Source organism: Microlunatus endophyticus (assembly GCF_014646195.1).
GTDB lineage: Bacteria > Actinomycetota > Actinomycetes > Propionibacteriales > Propionibacteriaceae > Microlunatus > Microlunatus endophyticus.
In genome coordinates, this window is the sequence record NZ_BMMZ01000004.1 from 430,492 (window position 1) to 448,006 (window position 17,515).

At 67.2% G+C, this 17,515-nt stretch carries 14 protein-coding genes; 13 read left to right on the forward strand and 1 reads right to left on the reverse strand.

What is annotated here, in order from left to right:
• Nucleotides 1–40: 40 nt before the first annotated feature.
• From IEY07_RS11050 to IEY07_RS11095, 10 genes are all read left to right on the forward strand, one after another.
• Nucleotides 41–496 (forward strand): PPOX class F420-dependent oxidoreductase, encoded by a 456-nt coding sequence (locus IEY07_RS11050; RefSeq protein ID WP_188895379.1) that lies wholly within the window; start codon nt 41–43, stop codon nt 494–496.
• 70 nt (nt 497–566) lie between these two features.
• Nucleotides 567–1,649 carry an HD domain-containing protein gene (locus tag IEY07_RS11055; RefSeq protein WP_188895458.1) on the forward strand — a complete coding sequence of 361 codons (1,083 nt, stop codon included), beginning with the start codon at nt 567–569 and terminating at the stop codon, nt 1,647–1,649.
• 21 nt (nt 1,650–1,670) lie between these two features.
• The gene (locus IEY07_RS11060; RefSeq protein ID WP_229669959.1) at nt 1,671–3,317 is read left to right on the forward strand and encodes a CocE/NonD family hydrolase; all 1,647 of its coding nucleotides are present in this window, start codon (nt 1,671–1,673) and stop codon (nt 3,315–3,317) included.
• A gap of 41 nt (nt 3,318–3,358) precedes the next feature.
• On the forward strand, nt 3,359–4,201 hold the full coding sequence (locus IEY07_RS11065; protein WP_188895380.1) for a TrmB family transcriptional regulator: 843 nt from the start codon (nt 3,359–3,361) through the stop codon (nt 4,199–4,201).
• Nucleotides 4,202–4,248: 47 nt separating this feature from the next.
• On the forward strand, nt 4,249–5,265 hold the full coding sequence (locus tag IEY07_RS11070) for an adenylosuccinate synthetase (RefSeq protein ID WP_188895381.1): 1,017 nt from the start codon (nt 4,249–4,251) through the stop codon (nt 5,263–5,265).
• A gap of 109 nt (nt 5,266–5,374) precedes the next feature.
• Complete coding sequence (locus IEY07_RS11075; protein WP_229669960.1) at nt 5,375–7,579, forward strand: alpha-galactosidase; 2,205 nt, start codon at nt 5,375–5,377, stop codon at nt 7,577–7,579.
• A 28-nt stretch (nt 7,580–7,607) separates the two neighbouring features.
• On the forward strand, nt 7,608–8,537 hold the full coding sequence (locus IEY07_RS11080; RefSeq protein WP_188895382.1) for a carbohydrate ABC transporter permease: 930 nt from the start codon (nt 7,608–7,610) through the stop codon (nt 8,535–8,537).
• A 14-nt stretch (nt 8,538–8,551) separates the two neighbouring features.
• Nucleotides 8,552–9,496: a carbohydrate ABC transporter permease gene (locus IEY07_RS11085; RefSeq protein WP_188895383.1), complete on the forward strand. Its 945-nt coding sequence runs from the start codon at nt 8,552–8,554 to the stop codon at nt 9,494–9,496.
• Nucleotides 9,496–10,899 (forward strand): ABC transporter substrate-binding protein, encoded by a 1,404-nt coding sequence (locus tag IEY07_RS11090; RefSeq protein ID WP_229669961.1) that lies wholly within the window; start codon nt 9,496–9,498, stop codon nt 10,897–10,899. The genes IEY07_RS11085 and IEY07_RS11090 overlap by 1 nt, the downstream gene beginning before the upstream one ends.
• A 12-nt stretch (nt 10,900–10,911) precedes the next feature.
• Nucleotides 10,912–12,072 carry an ROK family transcriptional regulator gene (locus tag IEY07_RS11095; protein ID WP_188895384.1) on the forward strand — a complete coding sequence of 387 codons (1,161 nt, stop codon included), beginning with the start codon at nt 10,912–10,914 and terminating at the stop codon, nt 12,070–12,072.
• Here IEY07_RS11095 and IEY07_RS11100 read toward each other — a convergent pair.
• On the reverse strand, nt 12,065–13,495 hold the full coding sequence (locus tag IEY07_RS11100) for a purine-cytosine permease family protein (RefSeq protein ID WP_188895385.1): 1,431 nt from the start codon (nt 13,493–13,495) through the stop codon (nt 12,065–12,067). The two genes, IEY07_RS11095 and IEY07_RS11100, sit on opposite strands and share 8 nt — an antisense overlap.
• A 77-nt stretch (nt 13,496–13,572) precedes the next feature.
• Here IEY07_RS11100 and dnaG point away from each other — a divergent pair, with 77 nt between their 5' ends.
• The 3 genes from dnaG to IEY07_RS11115 all read left to right on the forward strand — a co-directional run bounded on the left by dnaG (nt 13,573) and on the right by IEY07_RS11115 (nt 17,296).
• A complete protein-coding gene (dnaG, locus tag IEY07_RS11105; RefSeq protein ID WP_188895386.1) occupies nt 13,573–15,474 on the forward strand; it encodes a DNA primase in 1,902 nt (633 codons plus the stop codon).
• A gap of 132 nt (nt 15,475–15,606) precedes the next feature.
• Complete coding sequence (locus IEY07_RS11110; protein WP_188895387.1) at nt 15,607–16,479, forward strand: sigma-70 family RNA polymerase sigma factor; 873 nt, start codon at nt 15,607–15,609, stop codon at nt 16,477–16,479.
• Between the two features lie 25 nt (nt 16,480–16,504).
• The gene (locus tag IEY07_RS11115; protein ID WP_188895388.1) at nt 16,505–17,296 is read left to right on the forward strand and encodes a hypothetical protein; all 792 of its coding nucleotides are present in this window, start codon (nt 16,505–16,507) and stop codon (nt 17,294–17,296) included.
• Nucleotides 17,297–17,515: the final 219 nt, after the last annotated feature.

Genomic DNA, 17,515 nt, shown 5'->3' on the forward strand with positions numbered 1-17,515 from the left:
TCTCCTGTGGACGGGTGGCGGCCACGGATACGCTGCGGGTATGGCCCCGCCGACTGACCTGCACAACGAGCAATCGCAGCGGCTGCTCGCCGCGTTCGGAGATCGCGGCAATGCAGCCCTGGTGACGATCGGCAAGTCCGGTCGACCTCACATCACCAACATCTCCTACGCCTTTGCCCCGGACACGGCGACCTTCCGGATCTCGCTCACCGACTCCCGGGTCAAGACCCGCAACCTGCGCCGTGATCCGCGCGCGAGCCTGTATGTCACCGCCGCCGACCGCTGGCCCTACACGGTCGCCGACGGGACGGCCGAGCTGAGCCCGGCCGCCGCTGATCCGCAGGACGCAACAGTCGAGGCGTTGATCGATCTCTACCGGGCCGTGTCCGGCAGCGAGCATCCGGACTGGGACGAATACCGGCAGGCGATGGTCGACGACGGCCGACTGGTGCTGACCGTACGTGTTGATCATGTCTACGGACTGGCCGGATCCTGAGCGCCCGGTGACCCAGCATCACCAGGCGCATCACGAGATCTCGCCCCGGGCCCAGGCCTGGGCGACGACGATGCACGGACACGGCGACGGGACGGTGGTGCGCGCCCACCAGGACTCGTCCGCCGGGCTCGGCCGCGGTGGCCTGCTCGGCCGGGAACAGCGCGAGGAACGCGAGCGTCGACTGCTGCGGCCCGGTGCGACGCTGGCCGAAGGGGCCGGAAACCGTGCCAGGGCAGAGGAACCGGACGACGAGCGGACCTGTTTCGAACGCGACCGGGACCGGATCGTGCACTCGACCGCCTTCCGTCGGCTGGCCGGCAAGACCCAGGTGGTCGTCTATCCCAGTGATCATCAGCGGACCCGGCTCACGCACGCGCTGGAGGTCGCCCAGGTGGCGTGTTCGGTGGCCCGCGGGATCGGCGCCAATGTCAGCCTGACCGAGGCGATCGCGCTCGGTCATGACTGTGGGCACGGCCCCGGTGGTCACGCCAGCGAGGACGCCTTCGACCGCTTCCTGCCCGCCGGATTCGATCATGGCCCCTGGGGTGCCGATGTCACCCTGGTCGACCTCAACCTGTGTGCTGAGACGCTGGACGGGATCCGCAACCACTCCTGGTCCCGGCCCGCGCCGGCGACGATCGAGGGTGAGATCGTCAGTTGGGCCGATCGGATCGCGTACTGCTCCCATGATCTCGAGGACGCGGCACATGCCGGGATCGTCGATCTGGATGATCTTCCCGGCGAGGTGACCGCGGTCGCCGGTCGGACCCGTCGTGATCAGCTGTCGGCTTTCATCAGGGCGATCCTGCACACGGTCGACACCGAGGGCGAGATCGGCATGGGGGCGACCGAGGCCGCGGCTCTGGCGGCCCTGCGGGCCTTCAACTACGAGCGGATCTACACCCGGCAGGAGTCGCTGGCGCAGTCCGATGCCGTGGTCGCCGTGCTGACCACGCTCGTCGACTACTACCTGGAGGATTCCCGGCGGTTGCCGGACGGTGTGGGTGAGGCCACCGACGAGGTGCATGCGGCGGTCGGCTACGTCGCCGGCATGACCGACCGGTACGCCTTCGCCACCGCCGTCGAGCGGCTCGGCTGGGATCCCCGCCGACTTCCGCAGGGCATCGACCGGCAGTTCACCCAATCCCTCTAGTCCACCCCCATCGGAGGCACCATGATCATCGACGATCTGCGGGACCGGCTGCTCGGAGCCGTGGCCGACCGGCTGATCGGCCTGGGCGAGTCCCGGACCACTCGGGTGGTGATCGACCGGGACCTCAAGGTCCCGATGCCCGACGGCGCCACCCTGGTGACCGATCACTATCGCCCGGTCGAGGTGTCCCGCGGCCCCGTCGTGCTGATCAGGACTCCGTACGACAAATCCAACCTGCTCGGCCGGGCGTACGGGCTCGCGCTGGCCCGGCGCGGTCTGCAGGCGGTTGTGCAGGACGTCCGCGGCACCTTCGGCTCCGACGGCGAGTTCGAGCCGTTCCATCACGAGACCGACGACGGCCTGGCGACGCTGGCCTGGATCCGGGAGCAGGACTGGTGTGACGGCCGGGTGGGCACCGCAGGCCTGAGCTACGTCGGCTACACCCAATGGGCGATCGGACCATACGCCGAACCGAGGCTGTCGGCGATGGCCCTGGGCATCACCGCGGCCGATTTCCGGCCGACCTTCTATCCGGGTCGCTCGGTGGGCTGGCAGTTGCTGCTCGACTGGTCCTCCGGGATCGGCATCCAGGACTCCGGCACCCGGCTGGAGAAGCTGGGGCTGAAGCGTCGGGTCGCCGCAGCGATGACAACCCTGCCCGCGTCCCGGGGGACCCGGGCGTCGATCGGGCAGGACATCGGCTTCCTGCATGAGATCCTCGACCACGCCGAGCCCGATGACCAGTTCTGGGATTTCCTCGACCACGGTCGTGATCTTGCGGCCCTGGACACGCCGGTCTCGATGCTCGCCGGCTGGTACGACATCTTCCTCACCGAACAGCTCCGTGACTTCACCGAGTTGCAGCGGGCCGGTGCCGAGGTGCGGCTCACCGTCGGCCCGTGGTGGCACGGCGACCGGCCGTCCGTCGGGCCGATCTTCCGCGATCAGGTCGACTGGCTGGCCGGCCAGCTGCTTGGCGACCGCGCCATCCTGGCGAGGCGACCGGTACGGATCTACCTGCAGCAGGCCGGCCGCTGGCTGGACTTCGACAGCTGGCCGGTGCCGGCCGAGCCGCGGGACTACCACTTGGACGCCGACGGTAGCCTGATCACCGAAATCCCTGCCACCGAAGCGATCCGGGCCTTCAACTACGATCCCGCGGATCCGACGCCGGTCGATGGGGGAGCGCCGCTGGGCATTCCCGGCGGACAGGTCGACAATCGCACTGTTGAACGCCGCGACGACGTACTGACCTATCAGACCGCGACGCTCGCCGATGATCTCGACGTGATCGGTGACGCGTCGGCGACGATCTTCGTGCGGACCGAGCATTCGGATGCCGATGTCTTCGTCCGGGTCTGCGATGTCGGCCCGAACGGCCGCTCCCTGAATGTGATCGAGGGCATCCGCAGGCTGCGAGCAGCCGATGAGCCGATCGATGACATCGGCACCCGGAAGGTCGAGATCGAGCTGTGGCCGACGGCGTACCGGTTCCGCGCCGGACACCGGATCAGGGTGCAGGTCAGCGGTGGCGGATTCCCGAACTACATCCGCAATCACCAGACCGGCGAGTCGATCAGCGATGCCGTCCGGACCGCAGCCGGACGCACCCAGATCCTGCACGGCCCAGAGCACCTGAGCAGGATCGTGTTGCCGATCTTCCGATAGTAGTTGCGACTACTACTACTCTTCGGCTACTCTTGCGGCACGTGATCGAACGACTGACCGCCCTTGGCTTCACGACCCAGGAGGCGCGGGTCTATCTGGCCTTGTTGGAGCATCCGTCGGCGACCGGCTACGAGCTGGCCAAGCACGCCGGTCTGCAGCGCGCGAACGTCTATCAGGTGCTGGCCGTGCTGACCGACCGCAACGTCGTCGAACAGACCTCCGCCGGCAGCCCGGCGCGCTTCGTCGCCCAGCCGCCGGCCGAGGTGCTGGGCCGGATCAAACGGCGCACGGCCGAACAGGCCGACGGACTGATCGCCGATCTCGCCATCCTCGGCGCCCGCCAGGATCCCGCCGGATTCTTCTCCCTCCGCGGCCGTGACGCGGTGATCGAACGCACCGCCTCACTGGTCGGCGAGGCCGGGCAGCGGATCGCGATCTCCTTGTGGGCCGAGGATCTGGACTGGTTGGCCGGTCCGCTGCGGTCCGCATCGACCTCCGGGTGTCAGGTGGTTGTCAACGTCTTCGGTGCCACCGATCTGGAGATCGGCGAGGTCTTCACCCATGAGGAACCCGCCCGTACCGTCGGAGGCCATCTGCTGCATCTGGCCGTCGACCAGACCACGGCCCTGATCGGCTCGCTGGACGAGCCGGTGAGCGCGGTCTTCACCCAACATCCGGCCCTGGTCGGCATCGTCGAGAAGCTGATCAGGGACGAAACCTACCTCGCGGCGATCTATGCGCGGTTCACCGATGATCTCGAGACCGAGTACGGCCGGCACCTCGTCCGGCTCCGATCCCGCTTCCTGCCGCCCGACCAGGCCGAGCAGTTGATCTCCATTGTCGGCTTCGGTGCCGACGACCAGGTCACCGACCTGCTGACCTGAGCTCGAATTCCGAATCCGAACGCCAACCGCCATTCCTAGGGAGAACCATGCCCGCAACTGTGATCGTCGACGCCCTCTGGGGCGATTCCGGCAAAGGCAAGACCTGTGCCTACCTGTCCCGCCGCGATGATGCGGCCCTGGCCGTCCGAGCCGGGATCGGCACCAACGCCGGTGCCAGCGTGACGCTCGATGACGGCACCGAGATCCGTGCCCGGCAGTTGCCGACCGGATGGCTCAATCCGGGCACCCGGGTCGCCGTAGGCTCCGGGGTACTGGTCGACCCGACCGTGTTCGCTGACGAGGTCGCACGCTTCGGCCTGGCCGATCGGGCCATGGTCGACCGCCGCTGCGCTGTGATCACCCCGGAGCACATCGAGCGCGAGAAGGCCGATGATCATCTGATCAAGGTCGTCGGCACGACCGGCACCGGCACCGGGCCCGCACGCTCGGATTTCGTCCTGCGCAAGGCGAAACAGGCTCGTGATCTTGACGAGCTCCGGCCCTACCTCGGTGACGTCGCCGCAGAGGCCAACAGGATCGCCGCCGATCCGGGCCAGTTGGTGATCATCGAAGGATCGCAGGGGACACTGCTCTCGCTCGCGCTCAGCGACGACTACCCGTACACGACCTCGGGCAACTGCACGAGCGCGGCCGCGATCAACGACGTCGGACTCAACTGGCAGCACCTGACCGAGGTGATCATGGTCGTCAAGGCGCTGCCGAGCAGGGTCGGCGAGGGGCCGCTGCCCTACGAGCTGAGTGCCGGCGAGGCAGAGCGCCGCGGCATCGCCGAATACGGAGTCGTCACCGGCCGGCCGCGCCGCAAGGCCGGAGCGATCGACTATGACCTGCTCGAATACTCGGCCTCGCTGAACGGCCCGACCAGCATCGCGCTGACCTTCTGTGATCATCTCGACCCGGCTGTCCGCGGCCGCCGGACGGCGGATGCCGTCAGTGACCGGGTGCGGCGAGTGATCGCCGACGTCGAGCGGGCCACCGGTGCGCCGGTCACGCTGCTCGACACCGGGCCCCGCCTGGACGATGTGATCATCTGGACGATGTGATCATCTGGACGATGTGATCGGTCTGTGAGCCCCCTTGCCAAAACCCATGAATCCGGGAGTATGTTTCACCCCGAAAGAAACTAGCTAGTAGCTGATCGAAGGAGCTCCGTTGCCCGGGACGCCGTTGTCCGACCTGCGTGTTCTGTTGCGGGCCGAAGGCACTGCGGTGCTGGTCGAAATCGCCGGTGGGCTGCCGGCGATCTTGCACTGGGGCTCCGATCTCGGTCCGCTGACCGCGGCCGACGCCGCCGGGATCGCGGCGGCCGTCGAGCCCGGTCGATTCAACAACGCCGTCGACGCCCCGTCCCGATTGGCTGTGCTGCCACAGTTGCACGCCGCTTGGACGGGCCGACCCGGGATCAGCGGGTCGCGGCACGGCCGCGACTGGTCCCCCAAGTTCACCAGCGTCGCCGCAACTCTCGACGGCACACCCCTGGCTATTCGACAGGATCAGGGCCCGGAATTCGTCACCTCGGGTGCGGCATCGCTGGTGGTCGACGCCGTCGACGAGGTCGCCCGCCTCGCGATCCGGATCTGGATCGAGCTGCGTCCCGGCGGCGTCGTCCGGATGCGCGCCGAGCTGACCAACACCGCGACCGGTGACGAAGCCGACTACCAGCTCGACGACCTGGTGCTGGCCTACCCGCTGCCGTCGGTGGCCCGCGAGATCCTCGACTTCGCCGGCCGTTGGGGCAAGGAACGCACGCCCCAGCGCCTCGATCTCGTTGTCGGCACCCATCTGCGTGAGGGGCGGCACGGCCGCACCGGTGCGGACGCGGCGACCGTGCTGCACGTCGGAACGCCCGGCTTCGACTTCGCGACCGGCGAGATCTGGGGCGTGCACACCGGCTGGAGCGGCAACCACATCCATTACGCCGAGCGCAGTTTCAGCGGTGAGCAGGTGATCGGCGGCGGGGAGCTGCTGCTGCCCGGAGAGATCGTCCTCGGCTCCGGAGAGAGCTACACCAGCCCGTGGGTCTACGGCAGCCACGGCATCGGCCTCGATCAGGTCGCCCGCCGCTTCCACCGGATGCTGCGCTCGCGGACCGAGCACGTCCCGGCCGACCGGCCGGTCACGCTGAATGTCTGGGAAGCGGTCTACTTCGACCATTCGCTGCCGAAGCTGCTGCAGCTCGCGGACGCGGCCGCCGCGCTCGGTGTCGAACGGTTCGTCCTCGACGACGGTTGGTTCGGCGCCCGGCGCAATGATCATGCCGGCCTGGGAGACTGGACGGTCTCCAAGGATGTCTGGCCCGACGGCCTGCACCCGCTCGTCGACAGGGTCACCGGGCTCGGCATGCAGTTCGGCCTGTGGTTCGAGCCCGAGATGGTCAACCTGGACTCAGACATCGCCCGCGCCCATCCCGAGTGGGTGATGGCCACCGGCGGCCGGTTGCCGCTGGAGAGCCGGCACCAGCAGGTGCTCAACCTCGGCATCGAGGAGTGCTACGCCTCCATCAAGGGCGCGATGTCGGCGATCCTGGACGAATACGACATCGGCTACATCAAATGGGACCACAACCGTGATCTGATCGAAGCCGGCACCCAGCCCAGCGGCGTGCCCGGCGTTCACGCCCAGACCCTGGCCACCTATCGGCTGATCGACGAGCTGAAGGCGGCCCATCCCGGCCTGGAGATCGAGTCCTGCTCGTCCGGCGGCGCGCGGATCGACCTCGGCATCCTGGAGCGTACGGACAGGGTCTGGGTCAGCGACAACATCGACCCGCTGGACCGCCAGCAGATGAATCGCTGGACCACCCAGCTGATCCCGCCGGAGCTGATGGGCAGTCACATCGCCTCGGGACGCTCGCACACCACCGGCCGCATCCACGACATCGCCTTCCGCGCTGCGACTGCGGTCTTCGGCCATCTCGGCATCGAATGGGACCTGACCCAGGCGACCGAGGATGAGCGGGACCAGCTGCGCGGCTGGATCGAATTCTTCAAGGCCGAGCGCGGACTTCTGCTGCGCGGTGACCTGGTGCGGATCGACTATCCGGACTCCAGCGTCTACGCCAACGGAGTGGTGGCGCCGGACCGCAGCCGGGGCATCTTCTCGATCGCCTCCCTTGCCCGTTCTGAGGTCAACGGCACCGGGCTGGTCCGGCTGCCGGGCCTGGATCCGGACCGCCACTACCGGGTGGGCATCGTCAGTCTCGATCCCAGGCTGGACCGGTTCGCGCCGGCATGGTGGTCGCCCGAGAGGCCGTACGTCGACCTCACCGGGGCGGCGCTCGCCTCGGTCGGCCTGCAACCGCCGAACCTGCCACCGGAGCAGGCGGTGCTGTTGCGGGTGGACCCCCTATCTGTTTGAAAGTGCCGTACTAAAGAGGAGTAGCACTATGGCGTCCAACGTGGTCTCGCCAGCCAGCAAGACGTCCAGCCGCGGTGGCGATTCGCGCAAGCACAGCGACGACACCCGACTGGCCCTGCTGTTCATCACCCCGGCCGCGGTCGGCTTCCTGGTCTTTCTGATCTGGCCGCTGATCCGGGGCATCTACCTGAGCTTCACGTCCTACAACCTGCTGACCGCGGCCACCTGGAACGGGCTGAACAACTACAAGCAGATGGTGTTGGACCCGGTCTTCTGGAACGCACTGAAGGTCACCCTGGAATACGTGGTGATCAACATTGGCGTCCAGACGATCATCGCGCTGGTGATCGCGGTGATGATGCAGCGACTGACCAAGTCGCTGGTCGTCCGGGGCATCATCCTGACGCCGTACCTGGTCTCCAACGTGGTCGCGGCCCTGGTCGGGTTGTGGATCCTCGACACGAACCTCGGCATTTTCAACGAGTTGCTGAAGCTGATCGGCCTCAATCCGGTCGGCTTCTTCACTGACGGGCCGTGGGTCATCCCGACCATCGCGCTGGTCAACGTCTGGCGGTACGTCGGCTACACCTCCTTGCTGATCTTCGCCGGTCTGCAGACCATCCCGCCGGATCTGTACGAGGCCGCCCGGACCGACGGTGCGAGCGAGCCCCAGATGTTCGTCCGGATCACCCTGCCGCTGCTGCGCCCGATCCTGGCTCTGGTCTTGATCATCTCGATCATCGGCTCGTTCCAGGTCTTCGACACCGTGTCGGTGACCACCCAGGGTGGTCCGGTCGACTCCTCGCGAGTGCTGCAGTATTACATCTACGACATGGCCTTCGGCCGCTTCCGCTTCGGCTACGCGTCGGCGTTGTCGGTGGCGCTGCTGATCGTGCTGATGATCGTCACCTTCATCCAGTACCGGCTGACCCGCGCCGGACAGACGGATCTGGCCTGAGAGGGGACTGACTGATGGCAACTCTTGCCCCTGTTGACGTAACGACAGACTCCACGCCGCCCACCATCGCACCTGCGGGCCGCAAACGCGTGAGCGTCGGCCGGGTGATCGCCTGGGTCGTGATGGTCGTGATCATGGTGGTCACGCTGGCGCCCTTCTACTGGATCATCCGGACCGCGCTGTCGTCCAACGGCGATCTGCTGACCCATCCGTCCGACCCGTTCCCGGTCGGCTTCTCACTGGACTCGTTCAAGCGGGTCTTCGGCTGGCAGACCGGCGCTGCGGCGGTGGCCGCCGGCGGCGCCGGGCAGCCGATCAACTTCTGGCTGTATCTGCGCAATTCGGTGATCGTCTCCTGCCTGGTGACCGCCGGTCAGGTGTTCTTCTCGGCAATGGCTGCGTACGCGTTCGCCCGGCTCAAGTGGCGGGCCCGCGGACCGGTGTTCGCGGTCTTCCTGGCCGGGCTGATGGTGCCGGCGATCTTCACCTTCCTGCCGAACTTCGTGCTGATCAAGGAACTGCACATGATCGACACGCTGATCGGCATCGCACTGCCCAGCATGCTGATCTCGCCGTTCGCGATCTTCTTCCTGCGGCAGTTCTTCGCCACCATCCCCAACGAGATCGAGGAAGCGGCACTGATCGACGGCGCCAGCAAGGTCGGAATATTCTTCCGGTTGGTGATCCCGATGTCGGCGGCGCCGATCACCACACTCGCGGTGCTGACCTACATCACCAGCTGGAACGACTACTTCTGGCCGCTGATGGTGTCCTACACCGACAAGTCCCGGGTGCTCACCGTTGCACTCGCGGTCTTCAAGTCCCAGACCCCCAACACCGGTCCGGACTGGGCCGGGCTGATGGCCGCGACCCTGGTTGCCGCCCTGCCTATGCTGGTGTTGTTCCTGGTCTTCGCCCGGCGGATCGTCAATTCCATCGGTTTCTCAGGGATCAAGTGATGAAGAGAATCGGCATGATCAAGCCCAAATTTCCAAAGTTCGCCAAGCCCGGGACAACCCGGATCAAGGCAGTACTGGCGACCGGAGTCACCGCACTCCTGGCGACCGTGCTCTCGGCCTGCAGCGGCGGTGCCGGCGGCACCGCCAGCAACGTCATCAGCTACTGGCTGTGGGACTCCTCCCAGGAGCCCGGCTACCAGCAATGCGCCGACCTGTTCCACAAGGCCAACCCGGGTCTCAGTGTCAAGATCACCCAGTACGGCTGGAACGATTACTGGACCAAGCTGACCGCCGGCTTCATCGCCGGCACGGCACCGGATGTGTTCACCAACCACCTGACGAAGTATCCGCAGTTCGTCGACCTCAACGTGCTGCAGCCGCTCGATGAGTTGCCGGCGACCAAGGGCATCAGCAACGACGAGTTCCAGCCGGGTCTGGGCGAGCTGTGGACCGGTCAGGACGGCCACCGGTACGGATCTCCGAAGGACTGGGACACCGTCGGCCTGTTCTACAACGAGAATCTGCTGCAGAAGGCCGGGGTCGACCCGTCCGAGTTGAACAACCTGGCGTGGAACCCGCAGAACGGCGGGACCTTCGAGAAGCTCATCGCGCACCTGACGATCGACACCCACGGCGTCCGAGGTGATCAGAAGGGCTTCGACAAGAACCACATCGCGGTCTACGGCTTCGGCGGCCTGGGTGCCGGCGACAACATGGCGCAGACGACGTGGTCGGCCTTCGCCTACAGCAACGGCTGGACCTACATGAACAAGAATCCGTGGGGCAACAGCTACAACTACGCCTCCCCGAAGCTGCAGGAGACCCTGAAGTGGTACTTCGGCCTTGCCCAGAAGGGTTACGCGCCGACCTACAACTCCTTCAGCTCCAGCTTCGGCGGATTCAACCAGTTGGCCGCGAACAAGGCGGCCATCGTCCAGGACGGCGCGTGGATGATCGCGACCTACCAGACGATCAAGGGCGTCAAGTGGGGAATCGCGCCGATGCCGGTCGGGCCGACCGGCCATCGAGCCGGGCCGTTGGGCAGCCTCGCCGATTCGATCACCAAGACCGCCAAGAACAAGGATGCCGCTGCCAAGTGGGTCCAGTTCATGAGCACCGCACAGTGCCAGAATGTGATCGCCAAGGCTGGGGTGGTCTTCCCGGCCCGGCCGGCCTCGACCCAGCTGTCGCTGCAGACGCGTAAGGCGGCCGGGATCGACGCCTCGTCGTTCGTGGACATGGTCCAGAACAACGAGACCTTCTTCCTGCCGATCAGCAGCTACGGCGCCGACATCACGGCGATCATGACGCCGGGGCTGCAGGCGATCTACACAGGGCAGAAGCCGGTCTCCTATCTGGAGACCCTGAACGAACAGGTCAACAGGCTGTTCAAGTTGAACTAGGTCATCGGACCCATGGGTACGGGATTCGAGCGCAATGTCGCGGCAGCCGATGCCAGTGCGCGGTCGGTGGCGCTTGCGGTGTTGCGCTCGGGTCCCGTTTCTCGTGCCGATCTTGCCCGCCGGCTCGGGCTCTCGACCGCGAGCCTGACCCGGCTGACCAGGCCGATGATCAGCAGCGGACTGCTGGTCGAGCGGCAGCCCGAGGGCGGCAACCGCACCGGGCGGCCCTCCACACCGCTGGACATCGACGCCGGCCAGGCGCACTTTCTCGGGATCAAGATCACCTGGGATGTGATCTACGCGGTGGTCTGCGATCTCAAGGGCACCGTGATCAGCCGCACCCGTGCGGCGGTCACCGACACGTCCGCGGAAGCCGTGGTGAAGCAGACCGTGGCAATCATCGATGACCATCGGCGTCGCGGGCCCGGTGTCACGGGCGTAGGGATCGGCATCGGAGGAACGGTCGAGGGCCATCGGTGGGTCCGCCGGGTCCCCGCGCTGGGCTGGACCGGAGAATTCGATCTTGCCGACCGGCTGTCGGCGTCGGTCGGACTGCCGGTCAGCGTCGACAACGACGTACGGGCGCTGACCCAAGGGAAGCATTGGTTCGGGGAGGGCCGGGAGTGCTCGTCGTTGGCGGTGATCACCGTCGGCGTCGGTGTCGGCTGTGCGCTGGTGATCGATGACCAGTTGTACGAGGGCCGCCGCGGGCTGGCAGCCAAAGTCGATCACTGGGCCCTCGATCCGGAGGGCCCTGCGTGCCCGCGCGGACACCGCGGGTGCGCCCACCAACTGCTGGCCTCGGGGCAGGTCAGCGCGCGGGCGAGCGAAGGCATGGGCCGACCGGTGAGTTTCGAGGAGTGCATGCGGCTGGCGGCCGACGGTGAGCCGGTCACGTCCCAGATCGTCCAGCATGCCGCGGCCTGCCTGGGGCTGCTGGTCTCCCGCGTCGCCGACATGATCGCGCCCGAGCGGGTCCTGGTGACCGGAGACGGTATCGAGCTGGCGATGCTCGGGGAGGACCGGATGCGTACGGCTCTGGTCGCCAACCGGTCGACGCTGGCCGATGCGGACGACGTGCGGCTGGTGCGATCGGACTTCTACGCCTGGGCGCAGGGTGCGGCCGCCATCGCCATCCGTCGGCACATGCTGACCGAGCTGCCGGTCACCTGAGATCCTGGCGGCGTACTGACGTGCGGTTGAAGATCAGATGGCCGGCGAAGCCGATCACCATCGCAGCCAGGACGCCGAGATTCGCGTACGCCCAGGAGCCCGTCTTCCCACCGATCGGCCCGAGCAGATAACCCTGCCAGCTCAGCCAGCCGGCGTAGGTGTTGGTGACCAGGCCCCAGCCGACGGCCGTGCCGAGCAGCATCAGGATGATCGCGATCCAGTTGATGTCGCCGTACCGTCCGGCGGGATCCTGCAGGTCGTTGGCGTCGTAATCCGAACGCCGCAGCACGATATCGGCGATCATCACTCCGGCCCAGGCTGCGATCGGCACGCCGAGGGTGATCAGGAAACCCTGGAACGGGCCGAGGAAGTCGTTGGCGAAGAAGACGATGTAGACCGAGCCGATGATCATGATCGTGCCGTCGATGCCGGCCGCCAGCCAGCGCGGCACCGGCAGTCCCGCTGTCAGCAGGGCCAGCCCGGAGGAGTAGATGTCCAGCACCGCGCCGCCGACCAGGCCGAGCACGGCGACCACCGCGAACGGCACCAGGAACCAGGTCGGCAACAGGGTCGTCAGAGCCCCGATCGGGTCCGCGGCTACCTTGTCATTGAGCGTCTTGGAGGAGCCGGCCAGCAGGATGCCGAAGACCAGCAGCAGCACCGGAGCCAGGGCGGCGCCGAAGGTGGTCCAGCCGACGACGGCCGCATTGCTCACCGACCGCGGCAGGTAGCGGGAGAAGTCGCCGGCCATGTTGGCCCAGCTCAGGCCGAATGCGGTCATCATGAAGATCAGCGCACCGATCATCGCCGCCACACCGCCGGAGGTCAGGCTGCCGAGGTTGGCGGTATCGATGTGCCCGGCGACCAGGATGCCGTAGACGATCGTCAGCACGCCGGTGATGATCGTGATCCACACCTGCAGCCGCATGATCAGCGTGAAGCCGACGATCCCGCTGCCGACGATCAGTACCGCGACCACGACCAGGGCGACCAGCTTGGTCGGGGTGCCGGCGTCCCAGCCCAGCTCGCTGAAGACGGTCGTGGTGGCCAGCACCGCCAGCGCCGTCAGTGCGGTCTCCCAGCCGACCGTGATCAGCCAGGACACCACCGCCGGCAGCCTGCTGCCGCGGACGCCGAAGGCCGGCCGGGCCAGCACCATGGTGGGCGCCGAGCCACGCTTGCCGACCAGCGAGATCACCCCGCACAGCACGAAGGACAGCACGGTGCCGACGACACCGACGACGATCGCCTGGATCGCGGACAGCCCGAAGCCCAGCACGAAGGAGCCGTAGCTGATGCCCAGCACCGACACATTGGCTGCGAACCACGGCCAGAACAGACTGCGGGGAGCGCCATGACGCTCCTCTTCGGCGATCGTGTTGATGCCGTTGCGTTCGACGCCCACGGGTGCGCGCGATTCCATGACGCTCAGACTAGGGCCCGCAGACCGGTCGGACCGGGGAATGGGCGAGGGTCCGAGCGGCGCATTACACTCACTGCGTGGCCGGCCGGATCAACGATGAGGACATCGCGGCCGTCCGTGAGCGCGCGCGGATCGAGGACGTCGTCGGTTCGTACGTGATGCTGCGGAATGCCGGCGGTGGCTCGATGAAGGGATTGTGTCCCTTCCACGACGAGTCGACGCCCAGTTTCAACGTCACTCCCTCCCGCGGCCTGTGGTATTGCTTCGGCGCCTGCGGTGAGGGCGGCGACGTCATCGCCTTCATGCAGAAGATCGAGAATCTCAGCTTCACCGAGGCAGTGCAGAAACTGGCCGACCGGGTCGGCATCCAGTTGCGGATCTCTGACGACGGCGGCCCGCGGCTGCCGGCCGGTCTGCGGGTGCGGTTGATGGACGCCCACAAGGCCACCGCCGAGTTCTACGCCGAGCAGCTGGCCACTCCTGATGCGCTGGTCGCCCGACAGTTCCTGGCCGAACGCGGTTTCGACCGGGCGGCGGCCGAGGAGTTCGGTGTCGGCTTCGCCCCGCGCGGCGGGCGCCGGCTGGCGGCTCATCTGAAGGCGCGCGGTTTCGACGAGCAGGAGCTGATCACCGGTGGCTTGCTGCGCCGCGGCGGCTACGACTTCTTCTCCGGTCGGCTGCTGTGGCCGATCCGGGATGCCGGCAAGTCGGTGATCGGCTTCGGCGCCCGGCGGATCTTCGACGACGACCGGTTGCCGGCCAAGTACATCAACACCCCGGAAACCCCGCTCTACAAGAAGTCCCAGGTGTTGTACGGCCTGGATCTGGCGCGGACCGAGATCGGCCGCAGCGGCCAGGCGGTGATCGTGGAGGGCTACACCGACGTGATGGCCGCACACCTCTCCGGCGTCCGAACCGCGGTCGCGTCCTGTGGCACCGCATTCGGAAACGATCATGCCCGGGTGCTGCAGCGGCTCGTGGGGGACCAGGGCAACGGCGAGGTGGTCTTCACCTTCGACGGCGACGCCGCCGGCCAGGCCGCGGCGCTGAAGGTCTTCTCGCTGGACTCGGCCTTCATCACCCAGACCTACGTGGCGATCGAGCCGACCGGGCTCGATCCCTGCGACCTGCGGCTGCAGCACGGCGACGCGGCGGTGCGTGAGCTGATCGGACGCCGGGTGCCGCTCTACCGGTTCGTGATGACCAACATCCTGTCCCGGCACGATCTCGACCGGGCCGACGCCCGGGTCGACGCGCTCCGCGAGGCGGCACCGCTGGTGGCCAGCGTCCGGGACGCCGGCAAGGTCAGCGGCTATGTCCGGGAGCTGGCCGGCTGGCTGGGCATGGATCCGGACGAGGTCCGGCACGAGATCAACCGGGTCGCCTCCCGCTCGTCGGCGCGCAAGCCCGAGCCGAAGCGGGCCGGCGCTGCGTCTGAGGCGGCATCCTCCCCGGCATCGCCGCAGCGCAGGCCGGCGGCCGACGTCCTTCCCGATCCCCACGACCGCACGCTGCTGACCGAGCGCGAGACCGCGAAGCTGATCATCCAGGTGCCGCAGTTCCTCGGTGACGAGTTGGCCGGATTGTCGACCGACGACTTCACCCACCCCGCGTACGGGGCAGTGCTGCGCCATGCGCAGAAGGCGATGGCCGACCTGCCCGCCGGGGCCGGGGGTGACCCGTTCCACGACTGGCCGCGCCGGGTGGCCGCGGTCGAGGACAACCCCTGGGTGAACTCTCTGGTGGTCTCGCTGGCCGTCGAGCCGCTGCTCACCGAGAAGCCCTCGGCGGCGTACGTGGTCGCTTACACCGCCAAACTGCGGCTGCTGGCGGTCAGCCGGCAGATCGGGAAGATCAAGTCGCGGTTGCAGCGGACGAATCCGGTCGAGGATCCGGCCACCTACAACAAGACATTCTCCGAGCTGGTGGTTCTCGAGGCGCAACGCAAGCAGTTGCAGAACCGCAGCCTCGGGCTCTGACTCCCGGACAACACGGCCCGGACAACATTGGGGCAATCGGGGCAACATTGGGCCGATCCGGACAACAATCGTTGCGGACGGCCAACACCGACACGTCGATAGCCGGAGCGGTCCGACGCCAGCATTTCCTCCATGGGGAAACGGGTCAGCAGCGGAATCGGATTCGCGCTGCCGATGGAGCTGCTGGAGGCCGCGGAGGAGGCCGAGCTCGCAACCGCGATCGAGGCCGGGGTGCTGGCGGCCGAGGCTCGCCGGGGAGGGCTGCCGGTCGCAGCCGCTGAGGACGAGTTGATCATGCTCGAACGGATCGGCCGACGGGCGGCGAATCGCTTTGTGGAAAGCAATCTGCGGCTGGTCGCGATGGTGGTGCGCAAGGAGGCGACCCGCAGCCGAATGTCTGAGGGCGAGCTGTTCCAGGAGGGTTGTCTGGGCCTGATCGAGGCGGTCCGGCGCTTCGACCATCGCCGCGGCCTGCGGTTCGCGACGTATGCGCTGCACTGGATCCGTGCCTACATCGGGGCGATCACGGCCAATCGCGCTGGAGAGCTCAACCTGCCGGCCGGCACGGCGGGGCGGCGGCGGGAGGTGCACGGCATCCGCAACCGGCTCTCCCAGGAACTGGGTCGTGATGTCACGGTCGAGGAACTCGCCGGCGCGGTAGGACAGCGGGCGGCCTGGGTGACCCGGTTGTTGTCCTCGGGCGCGGTCAGCCCGATGGACCACACCGAACTGGTCAAGCTGGAAGTGGCCGATGAGACTGCGTCGGAGCAGTTCGAGGAGATGTTCCGGGATGCGATCCCGGGTCAGGAGGTGCTCGGCGGACTGGGGGAGCCGTACCGGCAGGTGCTGGAGTTGCGCTACGGGTTCGCCGACGGTCGCCAGCACAGTCTGCGGGAGATCGGCCGCCGGCTGGGGTTGTCGATCTCGGCCGTCCGCAGGGCCGAACTGCGCGCGCTCGAGGAGTTGCGCGCGGTGTATCCGCAGCAGGCGCGTGCCTACCTGTGAGCCTTCCGGACGATAATCTCAACAGATGCCAACGACGAACGGTGCCCGCACGCTACCCATTAGCCTGACCAAGCTGGCCGTGCTCATCTCCGTCGCCGTCTTGTGCATGGCTGCCGGGTTTGTTGCGGCGGTGGGAGTCGTGCACGGTGGTTGGCGCATCGGCGGCGCCATTCTCGGCGTGCTGGGAATTGCCGGGCTTGCCGCCTTGATCGTGGTCTTTCCGGTCGTGATGGTGCGCCGGCTGACCGGACTGCCGGCCAACCCGTTGTCCGCCGAGTCCCGCGCGCTGACCGATTCTCGGCGGGCCGAATGGGCTCCGGGGGAGAATCCGGATCCTGCCGATGTCATCGAGGTCGATCCAAGCTTCAGCGGCCCGGACCCAAAGTCCATCGCGGATGGGCTCGTGGGCATCCGATCGTCGGTAGACGGTCTGACCCGACCCTGGAGAGCGCCACGGACGCTCTTCCTGGATCGGGTGGGCATCCGGCACGTGTCTCACAGCGATGTCAGCTTCGCGATCCGGTGGCAGGAGCTATCCCGGGTGGCGCTGGAGGTGCACCGCTCGACGGTCGCTCCGCTGGTCGCAGTGTGGCTCATCCTGTGGCCGGCCGACGGGGAGACCTTCGCCGCGGGTCATCCGGAGCTCGACATTCTGCGGATGGCGGACTACGACCGGCTTGCCTGGGGCATCGCTGTTGCGGAGCGGATGGCGGATCAGGCCGACTCGAGCGCGATGGACGAAGGAATCGACACGACCATGGCAGCCCTGCGACGCTACGCGGGGGCGCTGTACGACGGCACCGTCGAGAACGTCTGACGTCGATCGGCCGGAAACCAGGAACATGGAAACCAGGAACATGGAAACCAGGAACATGGAAACCAGGAACATGGAAACCAGGAACATGGAAACCAAGAACACCTGGCCGAGCTTGTCAACCAGGTGTAGCTCACTTGTGACCCCAGCGGTGTTCTGGCTCGGGACATCGGAATGGGGTGTCTCAAGTCATCGGTATAGGTGTGTCGCACGTCTTCGGCA

Bases quoted from the DNA above. Each gene is read 5' to 3' on its own strand.
- IEY07_RS11080 (WP_188895382.1), top strand. From the start codon at position 7,608: ATGGCGTCCAACGTGGTCTCGCCAGCCAGCAAGACGTCCAGCCGCGGT.
- IEY07_RS11095 (WP_188895384.1), top strand. From the start codon at position 10,912: ATGGGTACGGGATTCGAGCGCAATGTCGCGGCAGCCGATGCCAGTGCG.
- IEY07_RS11060 (WP_229669959.1), top strand. From the start codon at position 1,671: ATGATCATCGACGATCTGCGGGACCGGCTGCTCGGAGCCGTGGCCGAC.
- IEY07_RS11110 (WP_188895387.1), top strand. From the start codon at position 15,607: ATGGGGAAACGGGTCAGCAGCGGAATCGGATTCGCGCTGCCGATGGAG.
- IEY07_RS11070 (WP_188895381.1), top strand. From the start codon at position 4,249: ATGCCCGCAACTGTGATCGTCGACGCCCTCTGGGGCGATTCCGGCAAA.
- IEY07_RS11115 (WP_188895388.1), top strand. From the start codon at position 16,505: ATGCCAACGACGAACGGTGCCCGCACGCTACCCATTAGCCTGACCAAG.
- IEY07_RS11050 (WP_188895379.1), top strand. From the start codon at position 41: ATGGCCCCGCCGACTGACCTGCACAACGAGCAATCGCAGCGGCTGCTC.
- IEY07_RS11055 (WP_188895458.1), top strand. From the start codon at position 567: ATGCACGGACACGGCGACGGGACGGTGGTGCGCGCCCACCAGGACTCG.
- IEY07_RS11085 (WP_188895383.1), top strand. From the start codon at position 8,552: ATGGCAACTCTTGCCCCTGTTGACGTAACGACAGACTCCACGCCGCCC.
- IEY07_RS11090 (WP_229669961.1), top strand. From the start codon at position 9,496: ATGAAGAGAATCGGCATGATCAAGCCCAAATTTCCAAAGTTCGCCAAG.
- IEY07_RS11100 (WP_188895385.1), bottom strand. From the start codon at position 13,495: ATGGAATCGCGCGCACCCGTGGGCGTCGAACGCAACGGCATCAACACG.